The following is a 23,306-nucleotide window of genomic DNA, read 5'->3' as shown; positions in this document are numbered from 1 at the left end:
AGCCCGGATTTGATCCAATGGGCGCCTGGCCTGCCCAAAACCCGCTCCGGCAAAATCATGCGCCGCATCCTGCGCAAAATCGCCGAGAACGATTACGGCAGCCTGGGCGATACGTCGACTTTGGCGGAGCCCGCTGTTGTGGACGACCTCATCGAGAACCGCATGAACCGCTAAGATTTTCCCCGAAGCCGGGCGTCGATCCATCGCCCGGGTTCACTCCCTGTCGGGCCGACCTTTGTGTCGGCCCGTTTTTTTATTCCGCCGCAGGCACCACCGCGCGCCCTAACCGACGCAACGTCCAAACAGCGCTGATCAGCGCAGGCGCCACACAAGCGGCAGACAGCACAGACGCCACAGCAAATCCCTGCCCCTCAAACACCGGCCGGAACGCGGCAGTACCCACAAACATCGCCACATAAGTGGTGGCACTATAAAGTCCCAAGATCGCCCCGCGCTGGCTGGGCGAGAGGGCGCTCATCTGCCCAACAAGAATGTTCAATCCCAGATGGTTCACCGCGCCCCAAAGCAGGCACACCCCAAAGATTGCAAGCCCCTGCCCTGCACAGACCGCCATCACCAAGTAGACCAGCAGAAGCAGGCCAAACACCACCGGTGCGGCCCGCGTGGCGCCAAAGCGATCAATCAGCCGATCCAGCGGCGCCACCATGCCAAAGCCAACACCGTAGATTAGCGCCCCCAAGCCCGCCATGCCGGTGGAAAACCCCAAAACCGTGGTGAGATGCGCTCCGAGGAAAGCGTAGAGCCCATAAAACGCACTCATAAAGCAAACCACCGACAGCAAGATAGGCAACACCCCCGGTACGCGAAACGCTTTGAACGGCGACACCGCTTGTACGGCAGCCCGCTGTGTCACTTGCATCTTCCAAATCAGCACAATCAGCCCCGCGCTCAGCGCGGCCATCAGCCCAAACACTGCCCGCCAATGCAACAGGTCCGCCAAAACTGCCGCAAAGGACACCCCTGCCACAAGGCTCAACGTCCAACCGGTGAGCACCTTGCCCAGCGTCGCGCTTTCCTGCCCCTTTGGCGACACATCCGCCGCCAGACCGTAGGTGGCTGGTAACGCCAGCCCGGCACCAATGCCAGCCAGCCCCTGCGCGAGCGTCAGCACGCCCAAGCTTGGCGCCAGCGCGCTGGCCAGCAAAGCTGCAACCAAGATCACCAGGGCCACTATCAACGCCCGCTTCAACCCCATCTGATCTGCGCGCGGCGCGAGAAACAATGCACTTACCGCTGTGCTGCCGCCATAGACCGCGGAGGCCAACATCACATCCGGTGCGCTTTTGCCGACAAAGTCCAAGGCCACATCCGCCGCAATCGGGCTCAGCACCAATGAATTGGACCCCACAACAGCAATGGCACACATCAACACCCAAACTGGCTTCATATCAGACTCCGTATTTTGGAGACTGGATAGTCATTTTGGCGGAAGGTGTGTATATCATAATGCACTTTAGCAAAAATTCCGAATGAGGTTCAGATGACACTCAAAGACACACAGGGTTTGGACGCCATTGACCGAAAGCTATTAGGCCTTTTGAGCGAAGATGCAGAGCAAAGCTACGCCACCTTAGGTGACAAGGTCGGTTTGTCCCCACCTGCCGTGCATGAGCGTGTGAAACGTTACAAAGCCTCCGGCCGCATATCTGGCGTGACCGCACAGCTTGATCCAATGATGACCGGCAAACCGTTTTTGGCCTTTCTGCATGTCGACACCACCGGTTGGGGCAAATCCGCCGCTATGATGGAGTTGCGCCACCTGCCCGAATTGGAAGAAATCCATTCCGTGACAGGAGACACCTGTATGCTGCTAAAAGTGCGTATGCAGGACTCCAAGGCAATGGAGGCTCTACTCAAACGGCTCTACGACATGCCCGATGTGGTCAGCACCAAAACCTATGTGGCGCTCTCCACGTATCTGGAACGTCCCGTGCAGGCTGGCATTACCGAGTTCTGACCACCCAGCACATTGTGTCGGCACAATCTTTCTGTTGCCTTGGTCAATCCGCCACCCTAGCGTGCCGAAATGAACGATCATTCAGCCCACCAAGACCGCCCCCTGCTTGGCATCTTACTGATGCTGGGTTTCTGCGTGCTCGCCCCGTTGGGCGACGCCGTGGCCAAACTCCTGTCCGGTGCGGTCCCGCTGGGCCAATTGGTATTCATCCGATTTGCACTGCAAGCGCTGATCCTGATCCCGATTGTGATTGTGACCCGTCGCCCCTGGCGCACGACCGGACGTGTCTTCAAACTGGTCGTCTGGCGCACCTTGCTGCACATCGCAGGCATTGCCTTCATGTTCACCGCGTTGCGCTACTTGCCCCTCGCGGATGCGGTGGCCATTGCCTTTGTCATGCCGTTCCTCATGCTGATCCTTGGCAAATACGTGCTCCATGAAGAGGTTGGCATCCGCCGCCTGATGGCCTGTGTGGTTGGCTTTGTTGGCACGCTCATGGTGATCCAGCCGAGCTTTGTCGAAGTCGGCGCCCCTGCCCTGTTGCCGCTTGGCGTGGCGGTGATCTTTGCGCTCTTTATGCTGGTCACACGTCAGATCGCCAAAGACACCGATCCCATTGGTGTCCAGGCGGTCAGCGGCGTGATTGGCACTGGCGTCATCGCCGTTGCGCTCTTTGTTGGTCAGTCGCTCAACTGGCCCGCCTTATCGCTGGCAACACCCAACACACAATATTGGGGCCTCTTGTTGGCAATCGGTGTGATTGGCACAGCCGCACATCTGGTGATGACGTGGAGCCTGCGCTACGCGCCGTCGTCCACCCTTGCCTCAATGCAGTATCTCGAAATCCCTATTGCAGCCCTGATTGGCTGGCTGGTGTTTGGGGATTGGCCCAACGGTCTCGCCGCACTTGGCATCTGCATCACCATTGCCGCGGGTTTGTATGTTGTGTTCAGGGAGCGGGCCAGCCTTCAGGCGTCGCAAGAAGTGCCTTAACCAACAGTGGCAAAAACGCTTTCGGCAGGATCAACAACATGCCCGCCGCCGCCATTTCTAAAGTGACAGGGCCTGTTGCCGCATTGGAGGTGCCAATCCCGCCATCCGGTGCAAATTCAAGGCCATCAATCGGCCACTTTAACCCTTCCGACCGGCCGGTGACCGCCCCCATCGGAAAGAGGGACACTCGCGTGTCTTTGGGCACATCCAGTGTCAGCTTCGGTGGCGCAACACAGAGCACATCCGTCTCCCCCACCAACACACAGCGTCGATCCGCGCGCCGCACCAACACATTATACGCCGCCAGCTCGTGATCCATACGCGCACCGGTAAACCCCACTGCCACCACCAGAGGTGTCTCTATGTGCCGTAGCGCCTTGTCAAAATCGGTACTGTCCTGCTCTGTGATCTCATGCACACGTTCCCACGGAATGCGCGCCACCTGAACCATATCGAGACTGTCCAGATCGCCAATCACCGCCTCTGGCATCACCTCAGCCGCCAAACAATGCGCTGCGCCGCCGTCTGCCGCCACCAAAGTCGGAGCAAGTGCCAATGAGTCGTCTATATCGGAATCGCTCAACGATCCCGCCCCAACCAGCGTGATTGGTTCCAAACTATGAACAATAGCCGTCATTTCACCCTGCCCAGCCCCCTTGAAAAGCCTTTCGCCACAATTTGGCCTAGAAATGATACCCTGTCTTCCACAGAATCGGTCACGTTTCGACTTTCCTTAGGTGGTAGTTTGATTGCTGAGTAGTGCAAAGGACCCGCAGAAGATGGTTACCAATAACAAAGTGCTCACGGTGTCTTACGGGACATTCTCCTGCACCCTGGAAGGGTTTGAGGAGTCGTTTGATACAATGAAGGCAATCGCTGAGTATTTCAGGGATCTGGCCGCGGATGACCGGTACTTCGGTGCCGAACCCCCGACCCCGGATGCTGAGATGCTAGCGCGTATCGCAGAAAAAGAAATCGCCCGCCGCGTCAGTGCGCGTTTGGATCATGGTGCCATCGTACTGAGCGCCGGTGAGCCCAAACCCGACGCCGAGCCGCAGCCAGTTGCCGAAGCCGCTCCAGTGGCGCAGCCGGAAGCCGTAGCTGAACCCGCGCCGCAACCAGCCCCTGCGGCCGTTGCGCCTGTGGTCGAAGAGATTGCGGAAGAGCCCGCCACACCGGCTGTGGAAGACACGCCGGTTGAAACCGCTGTTGAGAACGTGGTTGAGTCCCAAGAGGAAACCCCGCCTGCCGAGGACCTGATTGAAGTGGCCCCTGCCGTTGAGGAAACCGTTGAAGCTGCCGCCGAAGAGGCTGTAGCCGAGGAGACTCCAGCAGAAGAAGCCCCAGTTGAGATCGAGGCAGAACCTGTTGCGGTTGCCCAAGTAGAAGACTCTTTTGACAAACCTGTTGCCGAAGAGAGCGAAGTTGAAGCCGTTGAAGAGGCGGCGTCTGAAGACATCTCCATCGCCGACAGCGTGATGGCCGCCGTTGCTGAAGACAGCCTGCCAGAGACCGAAGAGGCCCCTATTGCCGAAGCGGTTGAAGCGGCCATCGAAGACGTAGTGGTTGAAGAGGCTCCGGTTGAAGCCGTCGAAGAAGTTGCCGAGGACGAAGCTGAAGTGGACCTCGCCGGCATCTCCGCCGCTGTCTCCGCTGTCGATGCCCTGTCCGACGACCAGCTGCAAACCGACGCCGAAGCGGACTCCTCTGACCTACTGATTTTGGACGCGCCTGTTGAGGACAGCAGCGAGGATCCATTTGCTGAAGACATGGCGGAAGACACAGCTGAAGCTGCGGATTGGGAAGACGTCGACGACGCACCGGAGTTTGAAGAAAACTCCATCGCCGCCAAGCTGGAGCGCATCCGCGCCGTGGTGGCCCGTGTCGAAGCCGAGCCTGAAGCCGAAGCGGTGGACGCCGAAGACGATCAGCCGGAGCTGACCACCGTTGCCGCCACCGACGAAGCCAACATCTTTGACGAAGACCTCGCGCCGATGGACCTCACCCCGGTGAACCTGGAAGACGACGCCGAGATCGAAGCCGCAGCAGAGCTGGTGGAAGAGATCGTCGAGGCCCCTGCCGCAGTGGAAGATGCCGAAGTGGTTGAAGCCACGGCTGAAGAAATCGAAGAGGTGGCCGCCGAGCCAGCCCCAGAAGTGGTGAAGCCAAAAGTCCGCCCTCTGCGCGCCCGTGTGGTGCGTATGAAAAAGGCGGACTTTGAGGATGCTGTGTCCTCTGGTCGTCTCGAAGCGGACCCGGAAAACGAAGACGCAGCCGAAGCAACCCCTGCTCCAGAAGCACCAAAACCAACCAGCCTGACGCCGGAAGACGAAGCTGACCTGCTGGCCGAACTGGCGCAGGTGGAGGCGGAGCTCAAGCAATCTGATGCGGCTGAGGCGGCACCAAAAGCGGAAGCCCCAGAACCGAAAGTTGAGGCTCCGGTTGAGCCAGAAGCCCCCAAGCCTGCTGAAGCCCGCCAGCCTCAGCCAGAGCCGGACCTGTCCCGTCTCATGGCCAAAGCCAACAGCGAAATGGAAGAGCCGCAGGGCAAAGGTCGCCGCAGCGCCATTGCGCATCTGCGCGCCGCCGTGGCCGCAACCCGTGCCGACAAACGCGCCGGAAGCAACGCCAAAGGCAAAGACGACACGGTGGCATACCGTGACGATCTGGCCTCCGTTGTCCGCGCCGTGCCTGGTGGCAAAACCGGTGAGGCCAAGCCGTCCAAATCCGCCGCCGCCCCTCTGAAACTGGTGGCTGCACAGCGTGTTGATGCCACAGAACAAAGCAAATCCGTACAGCCCGCTCAACCAGAGCCTCAAAGTGTAGAAAAAGCCCCCCGCCGCGTCCCTGTTCGTCCGCGCCGGGTGTCTTCTGACCAACTGGACCGCGACGAAGCCGCGAAGTCCGCTGCCCCGGTCAGCGCCAAAGGCTCCACGTTGAGCGGGTTTGCAGACTACGCCGCCAGCATGGGCGCAACCCAACTGCCAGAAAGCACCGAGGCTGCAGCGGCGTATCTGACGTATGTAGAAGGTCTGGAACGTTTCTCGCGCCCGATGCTGATGCGGATGTCGCGCGAAGTGAACATTCCACAGTTCACCCGCGAAGAAGGCCTGCGTGCCTTTGGTCAGTTGCTGCGTGACAAAAAGATCGACAAAGTGGCCGGCGGCCGGTTCACCGCAAACGCCTCGATCAACTTCAAACCGGTGGACAGCAAAGCGGGTTAAGGCGCGCCAAAATTGCAAAGCAAAAGCCCGATCATCCGATCGGGCTTTTCATTTTTGCAGAAGTCGCTTGCGCAAGCGTGCATCCGGCAAGGCGCACATATCCCCTTTGCCAAACATCGCATAGCGATTGCGCGCGATCCGCCGGTAAACCCAATCCTGCACCCCACGCGGCAATATCCGCAGAACGCGCAGGAAATGCCCTATGCCACCCACAGTTTGGCCCACACGAATGATGGCATCAAGCGACCCGTAAGCCTGCCCATCCATGATCAACAGCCAGCTTTCCGGATCATCAGGTTTCAGCCCGTAATGCCCCAAAAGCGCGGTACCAAGCTCCGTCTGACCAGGACAAATCCGAAACACCTCATCCCGATCAAACCGCGCAATCATCCGCGCGCCAAAACTGCACAGCGCGCACTCCCCGTCCATCACCGTGATTGGTCCGCTGTCATCAAACGGCGGCACCGCGGGATCATCCCGATAAGAAAAGGAATTGCGTGGGGTCAACTCAGCCATCGCCAACTGTCCCCCGCTCTAGGGGGAGCTGCAAGCCCTCACATCGACACCCCCGCAAAAACGCAAAACGGCGACACCGAAGTGCCGCCGCTCGCTAACTTTATGCAAGACCACCCTATGGGTCGTCCTCAAACCGCCGCTTTGGCGCGTCCGGGTCTGCCTGGCCAATGCCTTTGAACACCGACTTAAACGGCAGGATCCAAACAATCCCAAGCACCACATAGAGAAGCAAGGTCACCCAAATCGACTCCGGCGCAAGTGTCGTTGCCAGAACCGAGGCCACCAGAATGTAGATTGGCAAGCCAACCAGCAGCACCAACAGTGCCACCCGACGACGGGCTTTGTAGCTCAAGGCCATGTCAGTCTCCTTTCAGAGGCTTACGCAATCAATCGGCAAACGGATCGGTGACCAGAATAGTGTCTTCGCGCTCTGGGCTGGTCGACAACAGCGCCACAGGGCACTCGATCAACTCTTCTACGCGTTTCACGTATTTTACCGCATTCGCTGGCAAATCGTTCCAGCTGCGCGCACCTTCGGTGGTCTCGCTCCAGCCGTCGATCTCTTCATAGATCGGCTTGCAACGGGCCTGCTGATCCGCCGCCGTTGGCAGGTAATCCAGCGTTTCGCCGTCCAGCTCATAGCCAACACAGATTTTCAGCTTCTCAAAGCCGTCCAGAACGTCGAGCTTGGTCAGGCAGATGCCTTTGATGCCAGAGGTGGCACAGGTCTGACGCACCAGAGCCGCGTCAAACCAACCACAACGGCGCTGACGGCCGGTGGTGGTGCCAAACTCATGGCCACGGGTGCCAAGACGTTCGCCGTCTGCGTCGGGTGAGCCATCTGCGTTCAACAATTCAGTCGGGAAAGGCCCCTCACCCACGCGGGTGGTGTAGGCTTTCACGATGCCCAGCACATAGTCGATAGAACCTGGGCCAATGCCCACACCAGTGGCCGCTTGGCCAGCAATCACGTTGGAGCTGGTCACAAACGGATAGGTGCCAAAATCGATGTCCAGCAACGCGCCCTGAGCACCTTCAAACAAGATCCGCTTGCCCGCCTTGCGCTTTTCGTTCAGCACTTTCCAAACCGGCGCCGCGTAAGGCAGGATTTTACCGGCAACCTCTTTCAGCTGCGCAACCAGCGCATCGCGGTCAATGGCATCCACGCCCAGACCTTTGCGCAGCGGATCATGGTGCTGCAACGCGCGATCAACCCGCGCTTCCAGCGTGGCGTCGTCTGCCAGATCGGCCACACGGATCGCACGACGGCCCACTTTGTCTTCATAAGCCGGGCCAATGCCGCGACCGGTGGTGCCAATCTTGGTGCCTTTGGAAGCCGCCTCTTCACGCGCCCGATCCAACTCACCGTGGAATGGCATGATCAGCGGCGTGTTTTCCGCAATCATCAGCGTCTCAGGCGAAATATCCACGCCCTGTGCCCGCACGGTTTCTATCTCGTTCAACAGGTGCCAAGGGTCCAGCACCACACCGTTGCCGATCACCGACAATTTGCCGCCACGCACCACGCCAGACGGCAGCGCATGCAACTTATACACCTTGCTATCAATGACCAGCGTGTGGCCCGCGTTGTGCCCGCCCTGGAATCGCGCGATGACATCGGCACGTTCGCTGAGCCAATCAACGATCTTACCTTTTCCTTCATCGCCCCACTGAGCGCCTACAACAACAACATTGGCCATATCCGGTCCTTTGCAGAGAGTTCAAACCCGCGCCCTTTTAGCCATGTTGTTGGGGTTGGGAAACCACAAACTGTGTCGCAGGCTGGACAGAAGCCGCCTTTTTGCGCGAGGATTGGAAAAAAACACAGGCAACACATCTGAGGGGACAGAGATGGGGCTCTTGTTACGCTGGCTGATCGCCTTTCTTTTGTTGGCGGCAACCTATAACCCAACCGAGTACAATTACGTCGTCTGGGCACAGGCCAACTACGCCGAGGAGCTGCCTCTGACTGTGCTGCTCGGCCTCCTGCTTCTGATCGGATATGTGATTTACCTGCGCGCCACCCTGCGCTCAATCGGGGCCTTCGGCATGTCCGTGGTGCTGGCGGTGCTCGCCGCCGTCGCCTGGGTTTTGCATGACTACAACATGCTCAGCCTGGACAATGGCGCGGTGAATATCTGGCTGGCCATCTTGGCTTTGTCGATTGTGCTGGGCATCGGCCTGGGTTGGTCCATCGTGCGCCGCATGTTGACCGGCCAAGTGGATGTGGACGACGTCGAAGCGTAGGCTTGTAAAAGAACGCCAACAGGCCTCAATCTCTGCAAAAACCTCTTTCCCAAGCACATGCAGAAAAACCACCATAAGATGTGTCATGCTCCACTCAAACACCCTATAAATGCAAACACATTTAAAGAATTTCCGGTATCACAATGTTTGCGCAGTTTCCAAAAGCAGCCCTTCTCCCAATCCTAGCTACGACTTTGTCTTCCTGCGGCGGTGGATCCACGTCTCCAGTCCCCTTCACCAGCACGTCAGAGCTGCCCGCCGACGGCACAGCCGAGCTGCAAGGGCAAGCATATACAGCTGCCTACACCACAAATTCGGCTGATGGCACCACAACGTATGGCGAACCAAGCGACACTCAAGGCAGTTCACTTGCCATAACTTTCAAAAATGGCGAACAAATCGCAATTTCAGGCTCCGCAGGAAACAGCAAGTTTGACATCGACACCCGCGATGGGGACGAAATCTATGCCAGAGAAAACTCGACGTACTACACCACTGATGCGGACAGTCGTGACGACGGAGATGTCGCTTACCTTTCCCAAACAAACTCCAACGACCTTGACCACTTGGTCTACGGAGCTTGGTATGATTTGGACCGAAGTAACCCAACAACCGGTGCGGGTCACTACGGAGCAGCGACACCTAAGCCGGATATGCCAAATAGCGGCTCTGCGAGTTACCGTGGCAAAGGACTCGGGATCGCAAATCACGATGGTATTCACAGCGACACCAACTTTGACGTTACGGTAACAACATCGGATTTCAGCACAATCTCGGTTCAAAGTTCAAATACGACTTGGACTGACGGCGCATACAAAAAACGGAGTGATGGCACATACCAACTCGTCCATGATGCGAGCACCCTTGACTTTTCCGGAACCGGTCAAATTGATGGCGCGGGCTTCAACGCGAACCTTACCTCCGCTGCAGGCTCCGGAACGGCAACTGGCAGCTTCTATGGCCCAAACGCTGAAGAAGTTGGGGGGAGCTTTGCGATCAGCGGTTCGGGCAGCACCCACATCGGGGCCTTTGGCGCCTCGCGCTAAACCTCGCCAGCCAAATGTACCGGCATCCCATGCGGCGTGGAGAGATAAGCCTCTGTCCACGCCGTTTTTAACTGCTGAAGCGCACCCACGTCGGCCATACCGATCTCCGCCAGAAACCCCTCAAGAGTTTCCAACCAGGCGTTGAAATAATCTTCGCCGCCATCCAGCTCCTTGGTCAATCCGTGTGCCTTAAGCGTCGCCCCAAACTGCTCCGCCCAAGCCGACCACTCAAAATGCCCCGCTTCGTTGAGCGCAACTGTGATCGCAAAGACCTGCGCATGCCACGGCTCGGAAAACGCCGGTTCCGGCTTATCGCCGCACCAGGTCATTGCTCAGACTCCAAATAACTCTGCCACAGGTCCAGCACGACCTCATCTCGCGGATCAGCCTCCTCCCCCCACAGCTCCTGCGCCGTGAACCGCACCGCATACAACGGCTCAGCTGCCTCCCCTTTGAAATGCGCATTGCTGTCAGGGAACACATGCGCGCCATGCTGCAACACAACCTCGCCAACAGCTCCCGCCGCATATGCTGGCAACCGCGTATGCCCGCCCGGCACGGTCACATTGCGCGTGATCCGACGGGTTTTTACCTTGGTGCCAACCGCAAGCTTTGGTGCATCTCCGTCCCGCGTATAGGGGCTGCCATTCATCAGGACCGCCTCAACCGTTTCCGGCTTGGCCGCCCGTTCCGCCACCGGCGACACCCCTGCCGCCTGCCCGCTGGCCAACTCACCTGCGGTCACAACACCGCGATCCACCATCAGATCCGCCAGACCACCCATCCATTTTTCATAATAGCTGAACGCCATGTATTCCTGCGGGTCCAGCAACTCCCGCGCATGACGGGACGCATCAATATTCCACTGACCCAAAAAACCGCAGGCCACATTCAGAGCCAACGCCCGCTTGTGCCAATCCTTGGCCTCCGCAAAGTCATACCCATCCTGTGGGTCCACAGCGCCGGTGCCCAAACGCCCGCCCATATCATGAATGCGGCTCATGCGCCTGGCTCCTGTGCCAACCCAGTACCAATCATGCTGTCGCGTGTGACCAGCGCTGCCAACTCTTCCTCTGACATCCCGTCAGTCCCCGAAGGCCGCTGTGGCACCACCAAATAGCGCACCTCCGCCGTGCTGTCCCAGACCCGCACCTTTTTACCTTCAGGCAACGTCACCCCAAACTCAGCCAACACGACACGGGGCTCCCGCACAGCCCGGGCCCGGTAGGCGTCTGATTTATACCACCCCGGCGGAATGCCCAGCAAAGGCCACGGGTAACAACTGCACAGGGTGCAAACCACCATGTTGTGCACATCGTCGGTGTTCTCGACAAACACCATGTGCTCGCCCTGCCGCCCATACAGCCCCATCTCCTGAAGCGTCGGCATCGGGTCGTCGATCATCCGCTTGTGAAAATCCGCATCGCTCCACATCTTCGCCACCACCTTGGCGCCATTCTGCGGACCAATCTTGTTTTGGTAGAGATCAATGATAGCGTCCAAAGCGGCGGGATCCACCAAGCCTTTGTCCGTCAACAGAGTTTCAAGCGCTTTGACCCGCAGCGCGGGGTCAGACGGCAGATGAGAATGCGGGTGGTCATGATCATGTGGCATGGCAAAACCCTGCCAGAACAACCCGCGTGCGTCCATCACCAAAACCACATCTGCACCGCAGCACGATCAACTTCACAAATCCACCTTGCCCCCCGCCGCAAACTTGCCTACATACGCCGCTAGAAAATCCGAACGCTCGCAGTACAGGTCCCAATGGAAAACGTTGTCCTCATCATCCACCTTCTTCTGGCTTTGGCGCTGATTGGCGTCGTTTTGGTGCAACGATCCGAAGGCGGCGGCCTTGGAATGGGTGGCGGCGGCGGTGCCGTCTCCGGCCGCGCAGCAGCCACCGCGCTGACCCGCGTGACCTGGATCCTCGCAGCGGCGTTTATCTGCACCTCGATTGCCCTGACCGTGATCGCAGCCAAGAATTCCGCCTCCAGCTCGGTGTTTGACCGTCTGGGCACCTCCGCCCCTGCGGCGGAAGAAACCGCACCAACCCTGCCGGGCGCAGGCGACTCTCTGCTGCCGCCGTCTGAAGGCGACAACGCCCCATTGGTGCCCCGCGCAGACTAAACGTCGCGCAGTTCAGAACACAGTCTGGCGGTCTCTCGGGGCCGCCTGATTTTTTGCCCCTTCGGGCATCCACCACAGCTTGAGGCCTATACGCCAACCGCAACAGCATCTTGCGGTCCGGTTGCCTTTTGTCTGCGAATCCTATAAGACTTAAGTCCCGTGATGCTGGGTCAAATATGCAGGCGAATCTGCTTTGACTTGGGCGCTGCTACATCGACAACACGTCCGACCCAAGGGTCGACAATCACGGGGGATGCCACAGACATGGCGCGCTACATTTTCATTACAGGTGGGGTTGTTTCTTCGCTGGGCAAAGGTCTGGCATCAGCGGCTTTGGGTGCGCTGTTACAAGCACGGGGCTACACTGTGCGCCTGCGCAAGCTCGACCCCTATCTGAACGTAGATCCCGGCACCATGTCTCCGTTTGAACATGGCGAAGTGTTTGTCACCGACGATGGCGCAGAAACCGACTTGGACCTCGGCCACTATGAACGCTTCACCGGTGTGCCAGCCCGCATGACCGATTCCGTCTCCTCCGGCCGCGTCTACTCCAACGTGCTGGAAAAGGAGCGCCGCGGCGACTACCTCGGCAAAACCATTCAGGTGGTCCCCCACGTCACCAACGAGATCAAAGACTTCCTGCATGTGGGCAATGACGAAGTCGACTTCATGCTCTGTGAAATTGGCGGCACCGTGGGCGACATCGAAGGCCTGCCGTTCTTTGAGGCCATTCGACAGTTCAGCCACGACAAACCACGCGGCGAATGTATTTTCATGCACCTGACGCTGCTGCCTTATCTGGCCGCCTCCGGTGAGCTGAAGACCAAGCCAACTCAGCACTCCGTAAAAGAGCTGCAATCCATTGGTATTGCGCCGGACGTTCTGGTCTGCCGCTCCGAGCAGCCGATCCCCGACAAAGAACGCCAGAAGATCGCGCTGTTCTGTAACGTGCGCAAAGAGCATGTAGTTGCCGCTTACGATCTGAAATCAATCTACGAAGCCCCGCTGGCCTATCACCGCGAAGGACTGGATCAGGCCGTACTGGATGCCTTTGGCATCGCCCCGGCCCCACGTCCCGATCTTGCGGTCTGGGAAGACGTGAACGACCGCATCCACAACACCGATGGCCAGGTCAATGTGGCTGTTGTCGGCAAATACACCCAGCTTGAGGACGCTTACAAATCCTTCAAAGAGGCGCTGACCCACGGCGGCATGGCCAACCGGGTGAAAGTCAAGGTCAGCTGGGTGGACGCTGAAGTTTTCGACAAAGAAGACGCCGCGCCTTACCTGGAAGGCTACGACGCCATTCTCGTACCCGGCGGCTTTGGTGAGCGTGGCACCGAAGGCAAGATCAAAGCCGCGCAATACGCGCGAGAGCACAAGATCCCCTATTTCGGCATCTGCCTTGGCATGCAAATGGCGGTGATCGAAGCGGCCCGCAACAAAGCTGGCATCGCCGACGCAGGCTCCGAAGAGTTTGACCACGAAACCGGCAAAACCCGCTTTGAGCCGGTGGTCTACCACCTCAAAGAATGGGTTCAGGGCAACGCCAAGGTCACGCGCAAGGCCTCTGATGCCAAAGGCGGCACCATGCGCCTTGGGTCTTACAACGCCACCCTGAACGAAGGCTCCAAAGTGGCCGAGGTTTACGGCAGCACCTCGATTGAGGAACGTCACCGTCACCGCTATGAGGTCGACATCAAATACCGCGATCAGCTCGAAGCCTGTGGTCTGCGCTTCTCCGGCATGAGCCCGGACGGCCGGCTGCCAGAGATCGTGGAATGGGAAGACCACCCCTGGTTCATCGGTGTGCAGTTCCACCCGGAACTCAAGTCCAAACCGTTTGATCCACACCCGCTGTTCCGCGACTTCGTACGCGCCGCCAAGGAAAACAGCCGCTTGGTCTGATCAAGACGCACGGCTCGAATATTATCCAGAAGGCGCGGCTCTCCGGACCGCGCCTTTTTCACGTCCCGCTGTCAGACAGCCCCAAGTCTTCATTTGTCCCCAAATATCCTGGGGTGAAGGGAAGCCCGGCTTCCCTGAGGGGCAAAGCCCCTAAACACATCAGCCTCACATATGACGCGCGCAGCATTTTTCTCCCCCTAAGCCGCGCTTGACCAAACGGTCAATTCGCACTGAAACTCCGCCTCAATTGTTCAACCTATTGAGGATACCCGGATGCCTTTTCTCGCGCGTGTTTTGACCACTGCCACCCTGTCCCTAACCGCCTTGCCTGCGCTAGCCGCCAATGCGCCTTCCGACAAACTCCTCAAGCTGATCCGCGACAACGGATGTCAGATGACTGCCGTTGAAGCCGGAGAGATGTTGCCCAAACACGGCTTCACACCCGACCAAACCCGCGACATCATCCGTGACTGGGATGAAAAAGGCTGGCTCGACGGCCACGGCTTTGCCGGCATCAAACTCTCGGACGCCGGCTGCAAAGGCTAGGGCTGCTCTGGCGGGTGTTGCGGCCTGCACCGCCCGCTCCATTTACCATGACGTGCACGTCAATTTTTGCACCGGCAGGAAACAGCCGTGATACCGACGTAATACCGACACGAATTTTCTGGGTTAACAGCCCCCACCCGGATTGCGTTTGACCCTCTTGCCGCCGCCCGTTACCAAACTGGCAACAGCGGCAAGAAGGCATGAGGCCATGATCTACAAATCTGCGCAACACTGGCGCGACGCGGCGCAGAAAAAAGTGCTGCTCTTTGGCATGTCGGGTTTAGGAAAAACCCACATTTCCAACACCTTGCGCGACAATGGTGATTGGTTCCACTATTCCATCGACTACCGCATCGGCACCCGCTACATGGGTGAACACATCGCCGACAACGCCAAGCGCGAGGCAATGAAAGTCCCGTTCCTGCGTGAACTCCTGATGACCGACAGCATCTACATCGGCTCCAACATCACGTTTAACAACCTCGCCCCCCTCTCCACCTACCTCGGCAAGCCTGGCAACCCTGAAAAAGGCGGCCTGCCGTTTGCCGAGTATATGCTGCGCCAACGCCAGCACCGCAGCGCCGAAATGGCCGCCTTGATGGACACGGCGCCCTTCATTTCCCGCGCCCATGATCTCTACGGCTATGATCATTTTGTCTGTGACACAGGCGGGTCAATTTGCGAGGTTGTCGACGCAGACGATCCCAAAGATCCGATCCTGACCTCGCTGTCGCAAAACACGCTCATGGTCTGGATCAAAGGCTCTGACGCCCACACCGAAGAACTTGTGCGCCGCTTTGATAAAGCCCCTAAACCGATGTATTATCAGCCGGAATTTCTACTGGAGTGCTGGCACGCCTACCTCGATGAAACAGGTCAGGACGAGAGTTCTGTGGATCCAGATGCCTTTGTGCGCTGGACCTATGCCCGTGCGTTGGCCCACCGACAGCCCCGCTATGAAGCGATGTCCCGCTGGGGCGTCACAGTGAGCGCCGAGGCAGTCTCCCAGGTCGCCACAGCGGCTGATTTCGTTGACGTGATCGCCACAGCCCTTGAGCATCCTGCGATCCCCGCCTAACTATGGCCCTCACGCCTATTTACCCCACCAACAAACAAAGAGACTGACATGCCCATCAAGATCCCCGCCGACCTACCCGCCTTTGACGTGCTCAAGCACGAAGGCGTCATGGTCATGGCAGCGGATCAGGCCTCCCGTCAGGACATCCGTCCGATGCGTATCGGGCTTCTTAACCTGATGCCGAAGAAAATTCAGACGGAAAACCAGTTCGCCCGTCTGATCGGCGCCACGCCGTTGCAGCTGGAATTGTCGCTCATCCGTATGTCTGAGCACAAAACCCGCAACACGGCCGCTGAGCATATGGCAGAATTCTACCGGCCATTCCAGGAGGTTAAGGCGTCTGGTGAAAAATTCGACGGCCTCATCATCACCGGCGCGCCCATTGAACATCTTCCGTTTGAGGAGGTCACTTATTGGGAAGAACTCTGCGAAGTTTTCGACTGGACCCGCACCCATGTGCATTCCACCTTCGGCGTCTGCTGGGGCGGCATGGCGATGATCAACTATTTCCACGGCGTGCAGAAACACATCATAGACCACAAAGCTTTTGGCTGCTTCCGCCATCAAAACCTCGCCCATTCCTCTCCGTATTTGCGTGGTTTCTCGGACGACTGCGTGATCCCCGTGAGCCGCTGGACGGAAATCCGACAAGACGAGGTGGATGCCCGTCCGGAGCTGCGCACCCTGTTGCACTCCGAAGACGTCGGCCCTTGTCTGATCGAAGCGCCAAAAACGCGAGATCTATTTATTTTCAACCACTTCGAATACGACAGTGACACGTTGAAACAGGAGTACGATCGCGACGTGTCCGAAGGCACGCCGATCAATGTGCCTTCAAACTATTATCCAAATGACGACCCCTCCAATCCGCCGCAAAACCGCTGGCGCAGCCACGCGCACCTGCTCTATGGCAACTGGGTGTCTGAGATCTATCAAACCACACCGTTTGACATGTCCCGCATTGGCCACGAAATCACAGACCTGCGCGCCTGACCTCGGCGCGCCGCCATCCTGATTGCACTGACGTGCAGGACGCCCCATATTGGGGAAAACGGAGAGCTTTCATGGACTTGCCCTTTGACGGCGCAATCAGCGCCTACTTTGAAAACGACGCCCCTGCCGAGGTGCGCTCGGCCATTCAGAGCGCGGGCAAGAACGACAACCTGTCTGAAAGCTACCCGTACAAGGACCGTTTGGGGCGCAAAACCTACCAGTCTGACCTCGAAGCGCTGCAAATCGAACTGGTCAAAATGCAGCACTGGGCCAAGGAAAGTGGTGCCCGCATCGCTTGTGTGTTCGAGGGCCGCGACGCCGCAGGCAAAGGCGGCACTATCAAGCGGTTCCGAGAGAACCTAAACCCACGTGGCGCGCGCACTGTGGCCTTGTCCAAACCCACCGACGCCGAGCGCAGCCAGTGGTATTTCCAACGCTACTTTGATCACCTGCCTTCGGGCGGCGAATTGGTCCTGTTTGACCGCAGCTGGTACAATCGTGGGGTGGTAGAGCAGGTTTTCAGTTTCTGCGAACACTATGAGCGTGAGCGCTTTTTCCATCAGGCACCTAGCCTCGAAGAAACCCTCGTAAACGACGGAATTTACTTGTTTAAATTCTGGCTCAATGTTGGTCGCGCCGAACAGCTGCGCCGCTTTCTGAGCCGTGAAACCGATCCGCTGAAACAATGGAAATTAAGCTGGATTGACGTCGAAGGCCTGAAACGCTGGGACGCTTACACAGCAGCCATTGGCGAAACCCTGCGCCGGACACACACAGAGTCCGCGCCCTGGACGGTTATCCGCTCCGATGACAAACGCCGCGCCCGGCTGAATGCCATTCGCACGGTGCTGCACGCCCTGCCCTATGACCGCAAAGACGAGGACGCGATTGGCGCACTCGACAGCAAAATCTGTGGCGGACCGGACATCTGGAATGCCTAAACGCGGCTATCATCACGGCAATCTGCGCCAGGCTTTGGTAGAGGCCGCTTTGAGCCTGATCGAAGCCAAGGGCCCTACCGGTTTCACCCTGTCGGAGGCCGCAAAAACCGCCGGTGTGACCCCGGCTGCTGTCTATCGCCACTTTGAAGGCCGCGAAGACCTCATCGCCGAAGCCGCCCGCCAAGGCTATGAAATCTTTGCCGATTTGATGCAGTTCGCTTTTGACAAAGGCCAACCGTCTGCCCTGGCCTCCTTTGAGGCCACGGGCCGCGCCTATCTTGCCTTTGCCCGCAAATACCCCGGGCACTACATTGCTATGTTTGAAAGCGGCATCTCGGTGAACCGCACACCGGAGCTTGCCGCTGTGGCCACCCGTGCGCGCGGCGTCATGGAGCACGCCGCCGCCGAGCTCTCCAAACACATACCCCCAGAAAAACGACCACCTGCCAGCATGTTTTCCGCCCATATCTGGGCGATGAGCCATGGCGTAGTCGAACTATACGCGCGGAACTCCCCCGGAACCCAAAGCCCGTTTGCCCCCGAGGACCTGCTGGAAAGCGGCATCGGCGTGTACCTACGCGGGCTTGGGTTGATTGCGCCGGACCAATAAACGAGGACCCGAAGTGAAACACCTGATCCTGCCAGCCATTTTGCTGGCTTGCGCAACCACTGTTGCCGCCCAAGACGTGCGCCCAATGGCTGAGTTTGAAGAGGACCGCGCCAAATACACAGCTGAAAGCGACCTCGCCTGCGCCGGCAACGAAGAAGCCTTTGGCCGCTTGCTCAACGCTGCGGACCCTGAAAAGCAAGGAAACCCGGCGGCCTTATCCGCTTTGGCCTGGCTGGTCGCCTCCCAAAACTGCGCCTATTATACTGGTGACGATGAGCAGATTTCTTACTTCTATTTGCGCGCAGCCCAAGAAGGCTACCCCGTGGCTCTGGCCTACGGCGGCGTGCGCATGATCCGGGGCTTGGGAATTCCACAAAACACAGACTCTGGCGCGGGCCTGCTGGTTTTGGCTCTGGAAGGCGGGTTCGGCGATGCTGGCGCCATGCTGGCGGGCGAGCTGATCACCGGCATTCACATGCCCCGCGACCTGGAGGCTGCCAAGAATCTGCTACACGCTGCCGAAGCCAAAGATGCCGACGCCGCGTTGCTGGACAACGTCTGGGCCGCCTACACGGCGGTTACGCAATAAACTCCCTCCTATTGGTAGGCGAGTGCCACCCAAAAATGCACCGCCACCATAGGCACGAGAGCTGCCGACAAGCCAATGTGGGTCACCAGCCAGATCAGGTAAATCGCATTACTGCGATACCGCAGCACCTCTCGGTTCATCACACCGGTCAAAGCAATGAGGAACACCACTGCGCTCAACGCGCTCATCCAGACATGCCCAAACCGCACCGCATGCAGCGCAAACAACAATGTCGCCGCGGCGCCCACCCACCGGTGGCGCACCAGCCCCCTGCGCGCATTGCGGTTGTCTTTTGTGACCCGCTTAAAGAACAGCACCCACTGGTAGCCCAGCAAGCCCAACAAAAGTGTTCCGGTGACAACCTGCTGCACAAACCCGGTCAACGGGCTTGCCAAGGCCGATTTCAGCTCCGAGGACAGCAGAACCGCGGCAAACACCACCGCAAACAGGATCAAAGGCACGTACGGCGTGCGCTGCAAGGTGGCTATTAAAACCCGCATGGCACCCGCTCCCCTTCCGCTTGCACAGCCAAGGAGCTCTGCTCTGCCCCCAAATCTGGCGCCTGACGATCCAGCATTATGGCGCGCATCACGGCTGGCGACGCTTGTGTTTTGACTTCTGCCAAAAACACATCTGCCGTTGGCAGCGTGCGGTGGCCCTTACTTGGCCAATTGGTCCCGATTTCAACGGGCACCGCAAACGTCGCAGCCTTGGTGAGGTAGCTTTCATAGGTATGGGTCACCGACATATACATCGCATCAAGCACGCCCAGATACTGATCCGCGGTCACCATCGCATTTGGATAGGTCCAAGTTGTCGCCCCCATGACATCATTGAGTTTCCAGTCCTTTTTGGGACTGTCGGGATGCTCGTTATGACAGGTCACACAGGGCGCTACCCCGGCCACATCCGGGTACATCGCCACAAACCCGCTTTGCGCGTCCTGTGAATAGACCGGTGCGCGCGTGGCTTTCACCGCCTCAAAGGCAGCCACCTGCCCCTCGCCAAACAGGTTGGATTTGTTGATCGGCGCATCTGACCCCAGATACAGCCCCATCTGCGGCGGCAAAGTCTCCATATGCGCTGCTGTGGCCCGCAAGAACAACGCTGGCAAAGGCCCTTGCTCAACGCGCGGCTCCTGCCACTCCTCACCAAACTTGAGGCCGGCTGCCATCCCCCCGCCGACAATGCGCTTTGTGTAAATCGTACGTGCGACGTCATTGATCGCATTCACCCCGTCAAACACCGCTGTCACCGGATGACGGCATCCCGCAACCTCTGCCTCGCCATCCGGCAAAGGAGCCGGAGCCGTGGCAAACAAATAGATGCCAAGGCAGGCAAACACACCGACAAAAAAGATGCGCGGCAAGGTCATGGCGCTTTCCCTTCATAAAGTTTTGGACTGCCAAAGGGATCTACGCCGCCCTCAAAATAAGCCCAAATCGCCTGTGCTGGCAGCGCCTCAACCAACTTGTTTGGCGCTTTAAAGGCGTGGTTGCCGTGAAAATCATGACACGCCAGACAGCTTTCCCAGTTGTCCTGCGCCACCAATGTGACATGCGGCATGTCCACAGGATCGTTTTTGACCTCCAAGTCGCCGTGACAGGCCTGACACATTGTGGGCTGCGCCGTCACAATCTCCGGTCTGTGCTCCGTGTGGCACCCCAGACAGCTGCGTGCCTCTACTTGCTGAACGGCCTCGGCAAAACGAGGCTCGCGAAACCGATAAATCGGATGGCGCTCATTGGGCCGCGCATGACAGGCCAGACATTGATCCGATTGCACAGATGCATAGCCAAAATCCACCGATGTTTCCCGCAATCCCAACACATAGCGCATCTGCGCCTGAATCTGCTGGCGCACTGTTCCCCGCGTCTTGCTGTGACAAGCCACACAGGCAACGCCATCGTGCGCTGCGATAAGCGGTCCGTGAGCCAATGCTGTTTGAGTCTTGGACTGTGTCAGGGCCAATCCCGCCCACAGTGCTGTCGGAATAATCGCCAAAACAGCCCATAATCGCACCGTCCGGGCAGATGGCAGCGCCATGCGACCCTCCAAAACTAAAAACAAACGCCTACGCATTAAAGTGTCGCGAAACAAAGTTAATCAATCGTTAATTGTAAAGAGACCGTTAAACACGAAAGACGCGCCAGCTGGCACGCCTTTTGCTTTTATTTTGAAATACTGGGGGTATTCACAAGAGCCCGCGAACCCAATCCAACCGCGCCTTGGGCACCAAGCCGTAATTGTAGAGGTTTACGCCAGTCGCACCGCCTTCCTTCAGCAAAGAAATCCGCTGCGCAAAGTCCTCCCGACCAGAAAATTCAGGATAGCCCAAACGCAAACCAACCTGCCCGCCAGCACCGTTCGGCAAACGCGTGGCATATGACATCAGCCCCTCCGCGGCCTCCGCTCCCATGTCGTAGGCGCAGAGCATCACTTTCATCCCAAGATCAGCCGCCGCGTCATGATCACAACCGCCAAGCCAACCGGCTTGCCCATCGATCAACATCAACTCGGACGTCGCTGCGCAAGCGTCTTTGGCCTGTTTCAAAACCGCATTCACATGATCAAATCGCAAATCCAGATAGGCCCGCAATTCCGCATCAAATTCAAAGGCATCCAGCCCGCGTTCGGGGAAATCAGGGCACACGCACTGTGGTGTATCCCCTGCACACATTTGATCTATCAGCCCCCGCACACGCGCTTGCAACGCCTTCATATCCAAACCGGCATCCTGTCCCGCCGCCTGACAATGCTCGCAGAAGCACAGCGCCATCAGAAAGTCCCCTTCCGGCGGCAGGCCCACCATGTCTTTCTCATGGTGATACTCATGGGCAAAGCCAAGGAAATTGGGGCACTCCAACTCAATTCGGTTAGGCTGATAGTTCTGAGAAATGTCACGCACCAGATTGCCCACATAGGCCTGCGCCTTCGGGTTGGCCGGGCAGAGGTTGTAAGAATTTGCGTCGCCAAACGCATTGCGAGTCACCAGATCCGGATTGGCAAAACCAAGTGCAGAGTTATGCAGGCACACGGTCCAGCAAGACACATCCAAGCCACCTGCATCCCGCGCCTCAATCATCTCGCGCAACACATCCTGTTCCTGCGCCAACGACGAAACCAATGGCTGCACCGCCTGCCCTTGCCAGATGTTGGTATCTGGACGGAAGTACAGCGTGCCATCTTCGGGAAAATACGCCCGCCGCTTCGGACTGCGCACCTGCAAAAACCGCCCCGCGTGGTACACGGTGGCCAGGCTGATCATGTCGAAGCCCAGATCACGCAACTCAGACGACACCGCCTCCTGCCCAATATCAGTGACATCCCAGGGGTAGGTCCAAAGTGCGTTGCTCACAGTCTTTCCTTTCAGATCAGCGGTTTGGCTGACGCGGTTGTATCGGAAAGCCGCCGCACTGCGCAGTCTGAAAAATCGTCAAAATCGGAAATTCCCCTGCAACGCGCGCAAACAAAAAGGCCGCTCCAAAAGAGCGGCCTTTCCGAAAATTCTGATATCCAGCGATTAACGCTTGGAGAACTGGAACGAACGACGCGCTTTGCGCTTACCGTATTTCTTACGTTCCACAACACGGCTGTCGCGGGTCAGGAAGCCAGCGGCTTTCAGGGCACCACGCAGGGAGGGTTCATAAAGCTGCAGAGCTTTAGAAATACCGTGCTTAACCGCACCAGCTTGACCGGTCAGACCGCCGCCTTTGACGGTGGCATAAACGTCGAATTCACCTTCAACGCCAGCAACCTGCATTGGCTGACGCAGGATCAGCTGCAGAACCGGACGGGCAAAATACACGTCTTGGTCTTTGCCGTTCACGATGACCTTGCCGGAACCCGGCTTGATCCAAACGCGGGCAACAGCGTCTTTACGTTTACCAGTCGCATAAGAACGACCCAGCTCGTCACGTACCGGCTCACGCGGTGCCGCAACTTCTACAACAGCTTCTTCACCGGCAACGGCGTTCAGCTCTTCAAGCGAGTTGATTTGATCAGCCATTGATTAGCTCCGGGTGTTTTTGCTGTTCATGGACTTCACGTCCAGCACTTCTGGGGCCTGAGCTTCATGCGGGTGCTCAGCACCGGCATAAACGCGCAGGTTGGTCATGACCTTGCGGGACAGGCGGTTGCCTGGCAGCATACGCTGAACCGCTTTGGTCACAACGCGCTCTGGGTGCTCACCTTCCAGGATCTGACCAGCAGTGCGGGACTTGATGCCGCCTGGGTGGCCAGTGTGCCAGTAGTAGGTTTTGTCCGCGCGCTTTTTGCCGGTCAATTGGATTTTATCCGCGTTGATCACGATGACGTTGTCACCCATGTCCATGTTCGGAGTAAAGGAGGCCTTGTGCTTGCCGCGCAGGCGCATGGCGACGATCGATGCCAAACGGCCCAGCACCACGCCTTCGGCGTCGATGATGATCCATTTCTTCTCGATGTCTGCCGGAGTAGCAGAGAAGGTTTTCATGTTAGGTCTTCCATGATTGGTTGACAGATACAT

27 protein-coding genes are annotated in these 23,306 nt (G+C 58.1%); 13 read left to right on the top strand and 14 right to left on the bottom strand.

What is annotated here, in order from left to right:
• Positions 1-253 precede the first annotated feature (253 nt).
• Positions 254-1,408 carry an MFS transporter gene (locus tag Q0955_RS12940; protein ID WP_299424808.1) on the bottom strand — a complete coding sequence of 385 codons (1,155 nt, stop codon included), beginning with the start codon at positions 1,406-1,408 and terminating at the stop codon, positions 254-256.
• A 93-nt stretch (positions 1,409-1,501) separates the two neighbouring features.
• On the opposite strand from Q0955_RS12940, the gene Q0955_RS12935 reads away from it, so the two are divergent.
• Together Q0955_RS12935 and Q0955_RS12930 are read left to right on the top strand one after the other, a co-directional pair.
• Complete coding sequence (locus tag Q0955_RS12935; protein WP_299424806.1) at positions 1,502-1,978, top strand: Lrp/AsnC family transcriptional regulator; 477 nt, start codon at positions 1,502-1,504, stop codon at positions 1,976-1,978.
• 69 nt (positions 1,979-2,047) lie between these two features.
• On the top strand, positions 2,048-2,971 hold the full coding sequence (locus Q0955_RS12930) for a DMT family transporter (protein WP_299424805.1): 924 nt from the start codon (positions 2,048-2,050) through the stop codon (positions 2,969-2,971).
• On the opposite strand, the gene Q0955_RS12925 is transcribed toward Q0955_RS12930, so the two are convergent.
• Entirely contained in the window at positions 2,928-3,608 is a 681-nt protein-coding gene (locus Q0955_RS12925; protein ID WP_299424803.1) for a thiamine diphosphokinase, read from the bottom strand. The genes Q0955_RS12930 and Q0955_RS12925 overlap by 44 nt on opposite strands.
• A 142-nt stretch (positions 3,609-3,750) precedes the next feature.
• On the opposite strand from Q0955_RS12925, the gene Q0955_RS12920 reads away from it, so the two are divergent.
• A complete protein-coding gene (locus Q0955_RS12920) occupies positions 3,751-6,195 on the top strand; it encodes a hypothetical protein (RefSeq protein WP_299424801.1) in 2,445 nt (814 codons plus the stop codon).
• A 48-nt stretch (positions 6,196-6,243) separates the two neighbouring features.
• Here the strand turns inward: Q0955_RS12920 and Q0955_RS12915 are convergent, their stop codons facing one another.
• From Q0955_RS12915 to Q0955_RS12905, 3 genes are all read right to left on the bottom strand, one after another.
• Positions 6,244-6,711 carry a DCC1-like thiol-disulfide oxidoreductase family protein gene (locus tag Q0955_RS12915; protein ID WP_299424800.1) on the bottom strand — a complete coding sequence of 156 codons (468 nt, stop codon included), beginning with the start codon at positions 6,709-6,711 and terminating at the stop codon, positions 6,244-6,246.
• Between the two features lie 115 nt (positions 6,712-6,826).
• Positions 6,827-7,069: a DUF2842 domain-containing protein gene (locus Q0955_RS12910; protein ID WP_299424798.1), complete on the bottom strand. Its 243-nt coding sequence runs from the start codon at positions 7,067-7,069 to the stop codon at positions 6,827-6,829.
• 28 nt (positions 7,070-7,097) lie between these two features.
• Positions 7,098-8,411 (bottom strand): adenylosuccinate synthase, encoded by a 1,314-nt coding sequence (locus Q0955_RS12905; RefSeq protein WP_299424796.1) that lies wholly within the window; start codon positions 8,409-8,411, stop codon positions 7,098-7,100.
• A 151-nt stretch (positions 8,412-8,562) separates the two neighbouring features.
• Here Q0955_RS12905 and Q0955_RS12900 point away from each other — a divergent pair, with 151 nt between their 5' ends.
• Positions 8,563-8,958 carry a DUF6524 family protein gene (locus Q0955_RS12900; protein ID WP_299424795.1) on the top strand — a complete coding sequence of 132 codons (396 nt, stop codon included), beginning with the start codon at positions 8,563-8,565 and terminating at the stop codon, positions 8,956-8,958.
• Between the two features lie 143 nt (positions 8,959-9,101).
• Complete coding sequence (locus Q0955_RS12895; protein WP_299424794.1) at positions 9,102-10,004, top strand: transferrin-binding protein-like solute binding protein; 903 nt, start codon at positions 9,102-9,104, stop codon at positions 10,002-10,004.
• Here Q0955_RS12895 and Q0955_RS12890 read toward each other — a convergent pair.
• Genes Q0955_RS12890 through nthA form a run of 3 tightly spaced genes read right to left on the bottom strand, consistent with a single transcriptional unit; the run spans position 10,001 to position 11,618 of the window.
• Positions 10,001-10,333, bottom strand: coding sequence for a nitrile hydratase accessory protein (locus tag Q0955_RS12890; protein WP_299424793.1), 333 nt, complete (start codon positions 10,331-10,333; stop codon positions 10,001-10,003). The two genes, Q0955_RS12895 and Q0955_RS12890, sit on opposite strands and share 4 nt — an antisense overlap.
• Positions 10,330-11,007 (bottom strand): nitrile hydratase subunit beta, encoded by a 678-nt coding sequence (gene nthB / locus Q0955_RS12885; protein ID WP_299424791.1) that lies wholly within the window; start codon positions 11,005-11,007, stop codon positions 10,330-10,332. The genes Q0955_RS12890 and nthB overlap by 4 nt, the downstream gene beginning before the upstream one ends.
• The gene (nthA, locus tag Q0955_RS12880) at positions 11,004-11,618 is read right to left on the bottom strand and encodes a nitrile hydratase subunit alpha (protein ID WP_299424789.1); all 615 of its coding nucleotides are present in this window, start codon (positions 11,616-11,618) and stop codon (positions 11,004-11,006) included. The genes nthB and nthA overlap by 4 nt, the downstream gene beginning before the upstream one ends.
• Before the next feature lie 153 nt (positions 11,619-11,771).
• Between nthA and secG the strand changes: the two genes are divergently transcribed.
• The 8 genes from secG to Q0955_RS12840 all read left to right on the top strand — a co-directional run bounded on the left by secG (position 11,772) and on the right by Q0955_RS12840 (position 18,799).
• Complete coding sequence (gene secG, locus Q0955_RS12875) at positions 11,772-12,134, top strand: preprotein translocase subunit SecG (RefSeq protein WP_299424788.1); 363 nt, start codon at positions 11,772-11,774, stop codon at positions 12,132-12,134.
• 264 nt (positions 12,135-12,398) lie between these two features.
• Positions 12,399-14,042: a CTP synthase gene (locus Q0955_RS12870; protein ID WP_299424786.1), complete on the top strand. Its 1,644-nt coding sequence runs from the start codon at positions 12,399-12,401 to the stop codon at positions 14,040-14,042.
• 273 nt (positions 14,043-14,315) lie between these two features.
• Positions 14,316-14,588: a hypothetical protein gene (locus Q0955_RS12865; RefSeq protein ID WP_299424785.1), complete on the top strand. Its 273-nt coding sequence runs from the start codon at positions 14,316-14,318 to the stop codon at positions 14,586-14,588.
• 208 nt (positions 14,589-14,796) lie between these two features.
• Positions 14,797-15,666 carry an ATPase gene (locus Q0955_RS12860; protein ID WP_299424783.1) on the top strand — a complete coding sequence of 290 codons (870 nt, stop codon included), beginning with the start codon at positions 14,797-14,799 and terminating at the stop codon, positions 15,664-15,666.
• 48 nt (positions 15,667-15,714) lie between these two features.
• A complete protein-coding gene (gene metA, locus Q0955_RS12855; protein WP_299424781.1) occupies positions 15,715-16,659 on the top strand; it encodes a homoserine O-succinyltransferase in 945 nt (314 codons plus the stop codon).
• Positions 16,660-16,730: 71 nt separating this feature from the next.
• The gene (gene ppk2, locus Q0955_RS12850; RefSeq protein ID WP_299424780.1) at positions 16,731-17,600 is read left to right on the top strand and encodes a polyphosphate kinase 2; all 870 of its coding nucleotides are present in this window, start codon (positions 16,731-16,733) and stop codon (positions 17,598-17,600) included.
• Positions 17,593-18,210 (top strand): TetR/AcrR family transcriptional regulator, encoded by a 618-nt coding sequence (locus Q0955_RS12845; protein WP_164646435.1) that lies wholly within the window; start codon positions 17,593-17,595, stop codon positions 18,208-18,210. The genes ppk2 and Q0955_RS12845 overlap by 8 nt, the downstream gene beginning before the upstream one ends.
• A gap of 13 nt (positions 18,211-18,223) precedes the next feature.
• Complete coding sequence (locus tag Q0955_RS12840) at positions 18,224-18,799, top strand: hypothetical protein (RefSeq protein WP_299424778.1); 576 nt, start codon at positions 18,224-18,226, stop codon at positions 18,797-18,799.
• Positions 18,800-18,807: 8 nt separating this feature from the next.
• Here Q0955_RS12840 and Q0955_RS12835 read toward each other — a convergent pair whose 3' ends face one another.
• From Q0955_RS12835 to rplM, 6 genes are all read right to left on the bottom strand, one after another.
• Positions 18,808-19,299, bottom strand: coding sequence for a hypothetical protein (locus Q0955_RS12835; RefSeq protein WP_299424776.1), 492 nt, complete (start codon positions 19,297-19,299; stop codon positions 18,808-18,810).
• Positions 19,287-20,174 carry a DUF3365 domain-containing protein gene (locus Q0955_RS12830; RefSeq protein WP_299424774.1) on the bottom strand — a complete coding sequence of 296 codons (888 nt, stop codon included), beginning with the start codon at positions 20,172-20,174 and terminating at the stop codon, positions 19,287-19,289. The genes Q0955_RS12835 and Q0955_RS12830 overlap by 13 nt, the downstream gene beginning before the upstream one ends.
• A complete protein-coding gene (locus Q0955_RS12825; RefSeq protein WP_299424773.1) occupies positions 20,171-20,845 on the bottom strand; it encodes a cytochrome c3 family protein in 675 nt (224 codons plus the stop codon). The genes Q0955_RS12830 and Q0955_RS12825 overlap by 4 nt, the downstream gene beginning before the upstream one ends.
• A gap of 148 nt (positions 20,846-20,993) precedes the next feature.
• Positions 20,994-22,157 carry a hypothetical protein gene (locus Q0955_RS12820; protein ID WP_299424771.1) on the bottom strand — a complete coding sequence of 388 codons (1,164 nt, stop codon included), beginning with the start codon at positions 22,155-22,157 and terminating at the stop codon, positions 20,994-20,996.
• Between the two features lie 165 nt (positions 22,158-22,322).
• A complete protein-coding gene (gene rpsI / locus Q0955_RS12815) occupies positions 22,323-22,808 on the bottom strand; it encodes a 30S ribosomal protein S9 (protein ID WP_093320630.1) in 486 nt (161 codons plus the stop codon).
• A 3-nt stretch (positions 22,809-22,811) separates the two neighbouring features.
• Positions 22,812-23,273, bottom strand: coding sequence for a 50S ribosomal protein L13 (gene rplM / locus Q0955_RS12810; protein WP_299424769.1), 462 nt, complete (start codon positions 23,271-23,273; stop codon positions 22,812-22,814).
• Between the last annotated feature and the right edge of the window lie 33 nt (positions 23,274-23,306).

This window comes from uncultured Shimia sp. (assembly GCF_947493595.1).
Taxonomy (GTDB): Bacteria; Pseudomonadota; Alphaproteobacteria; order Rhodobacterales; family Rhodobacteraceae; genus Shimia.
This window is presented reverse-complemented; position numbering and strand designations above follow the sequence as displayed.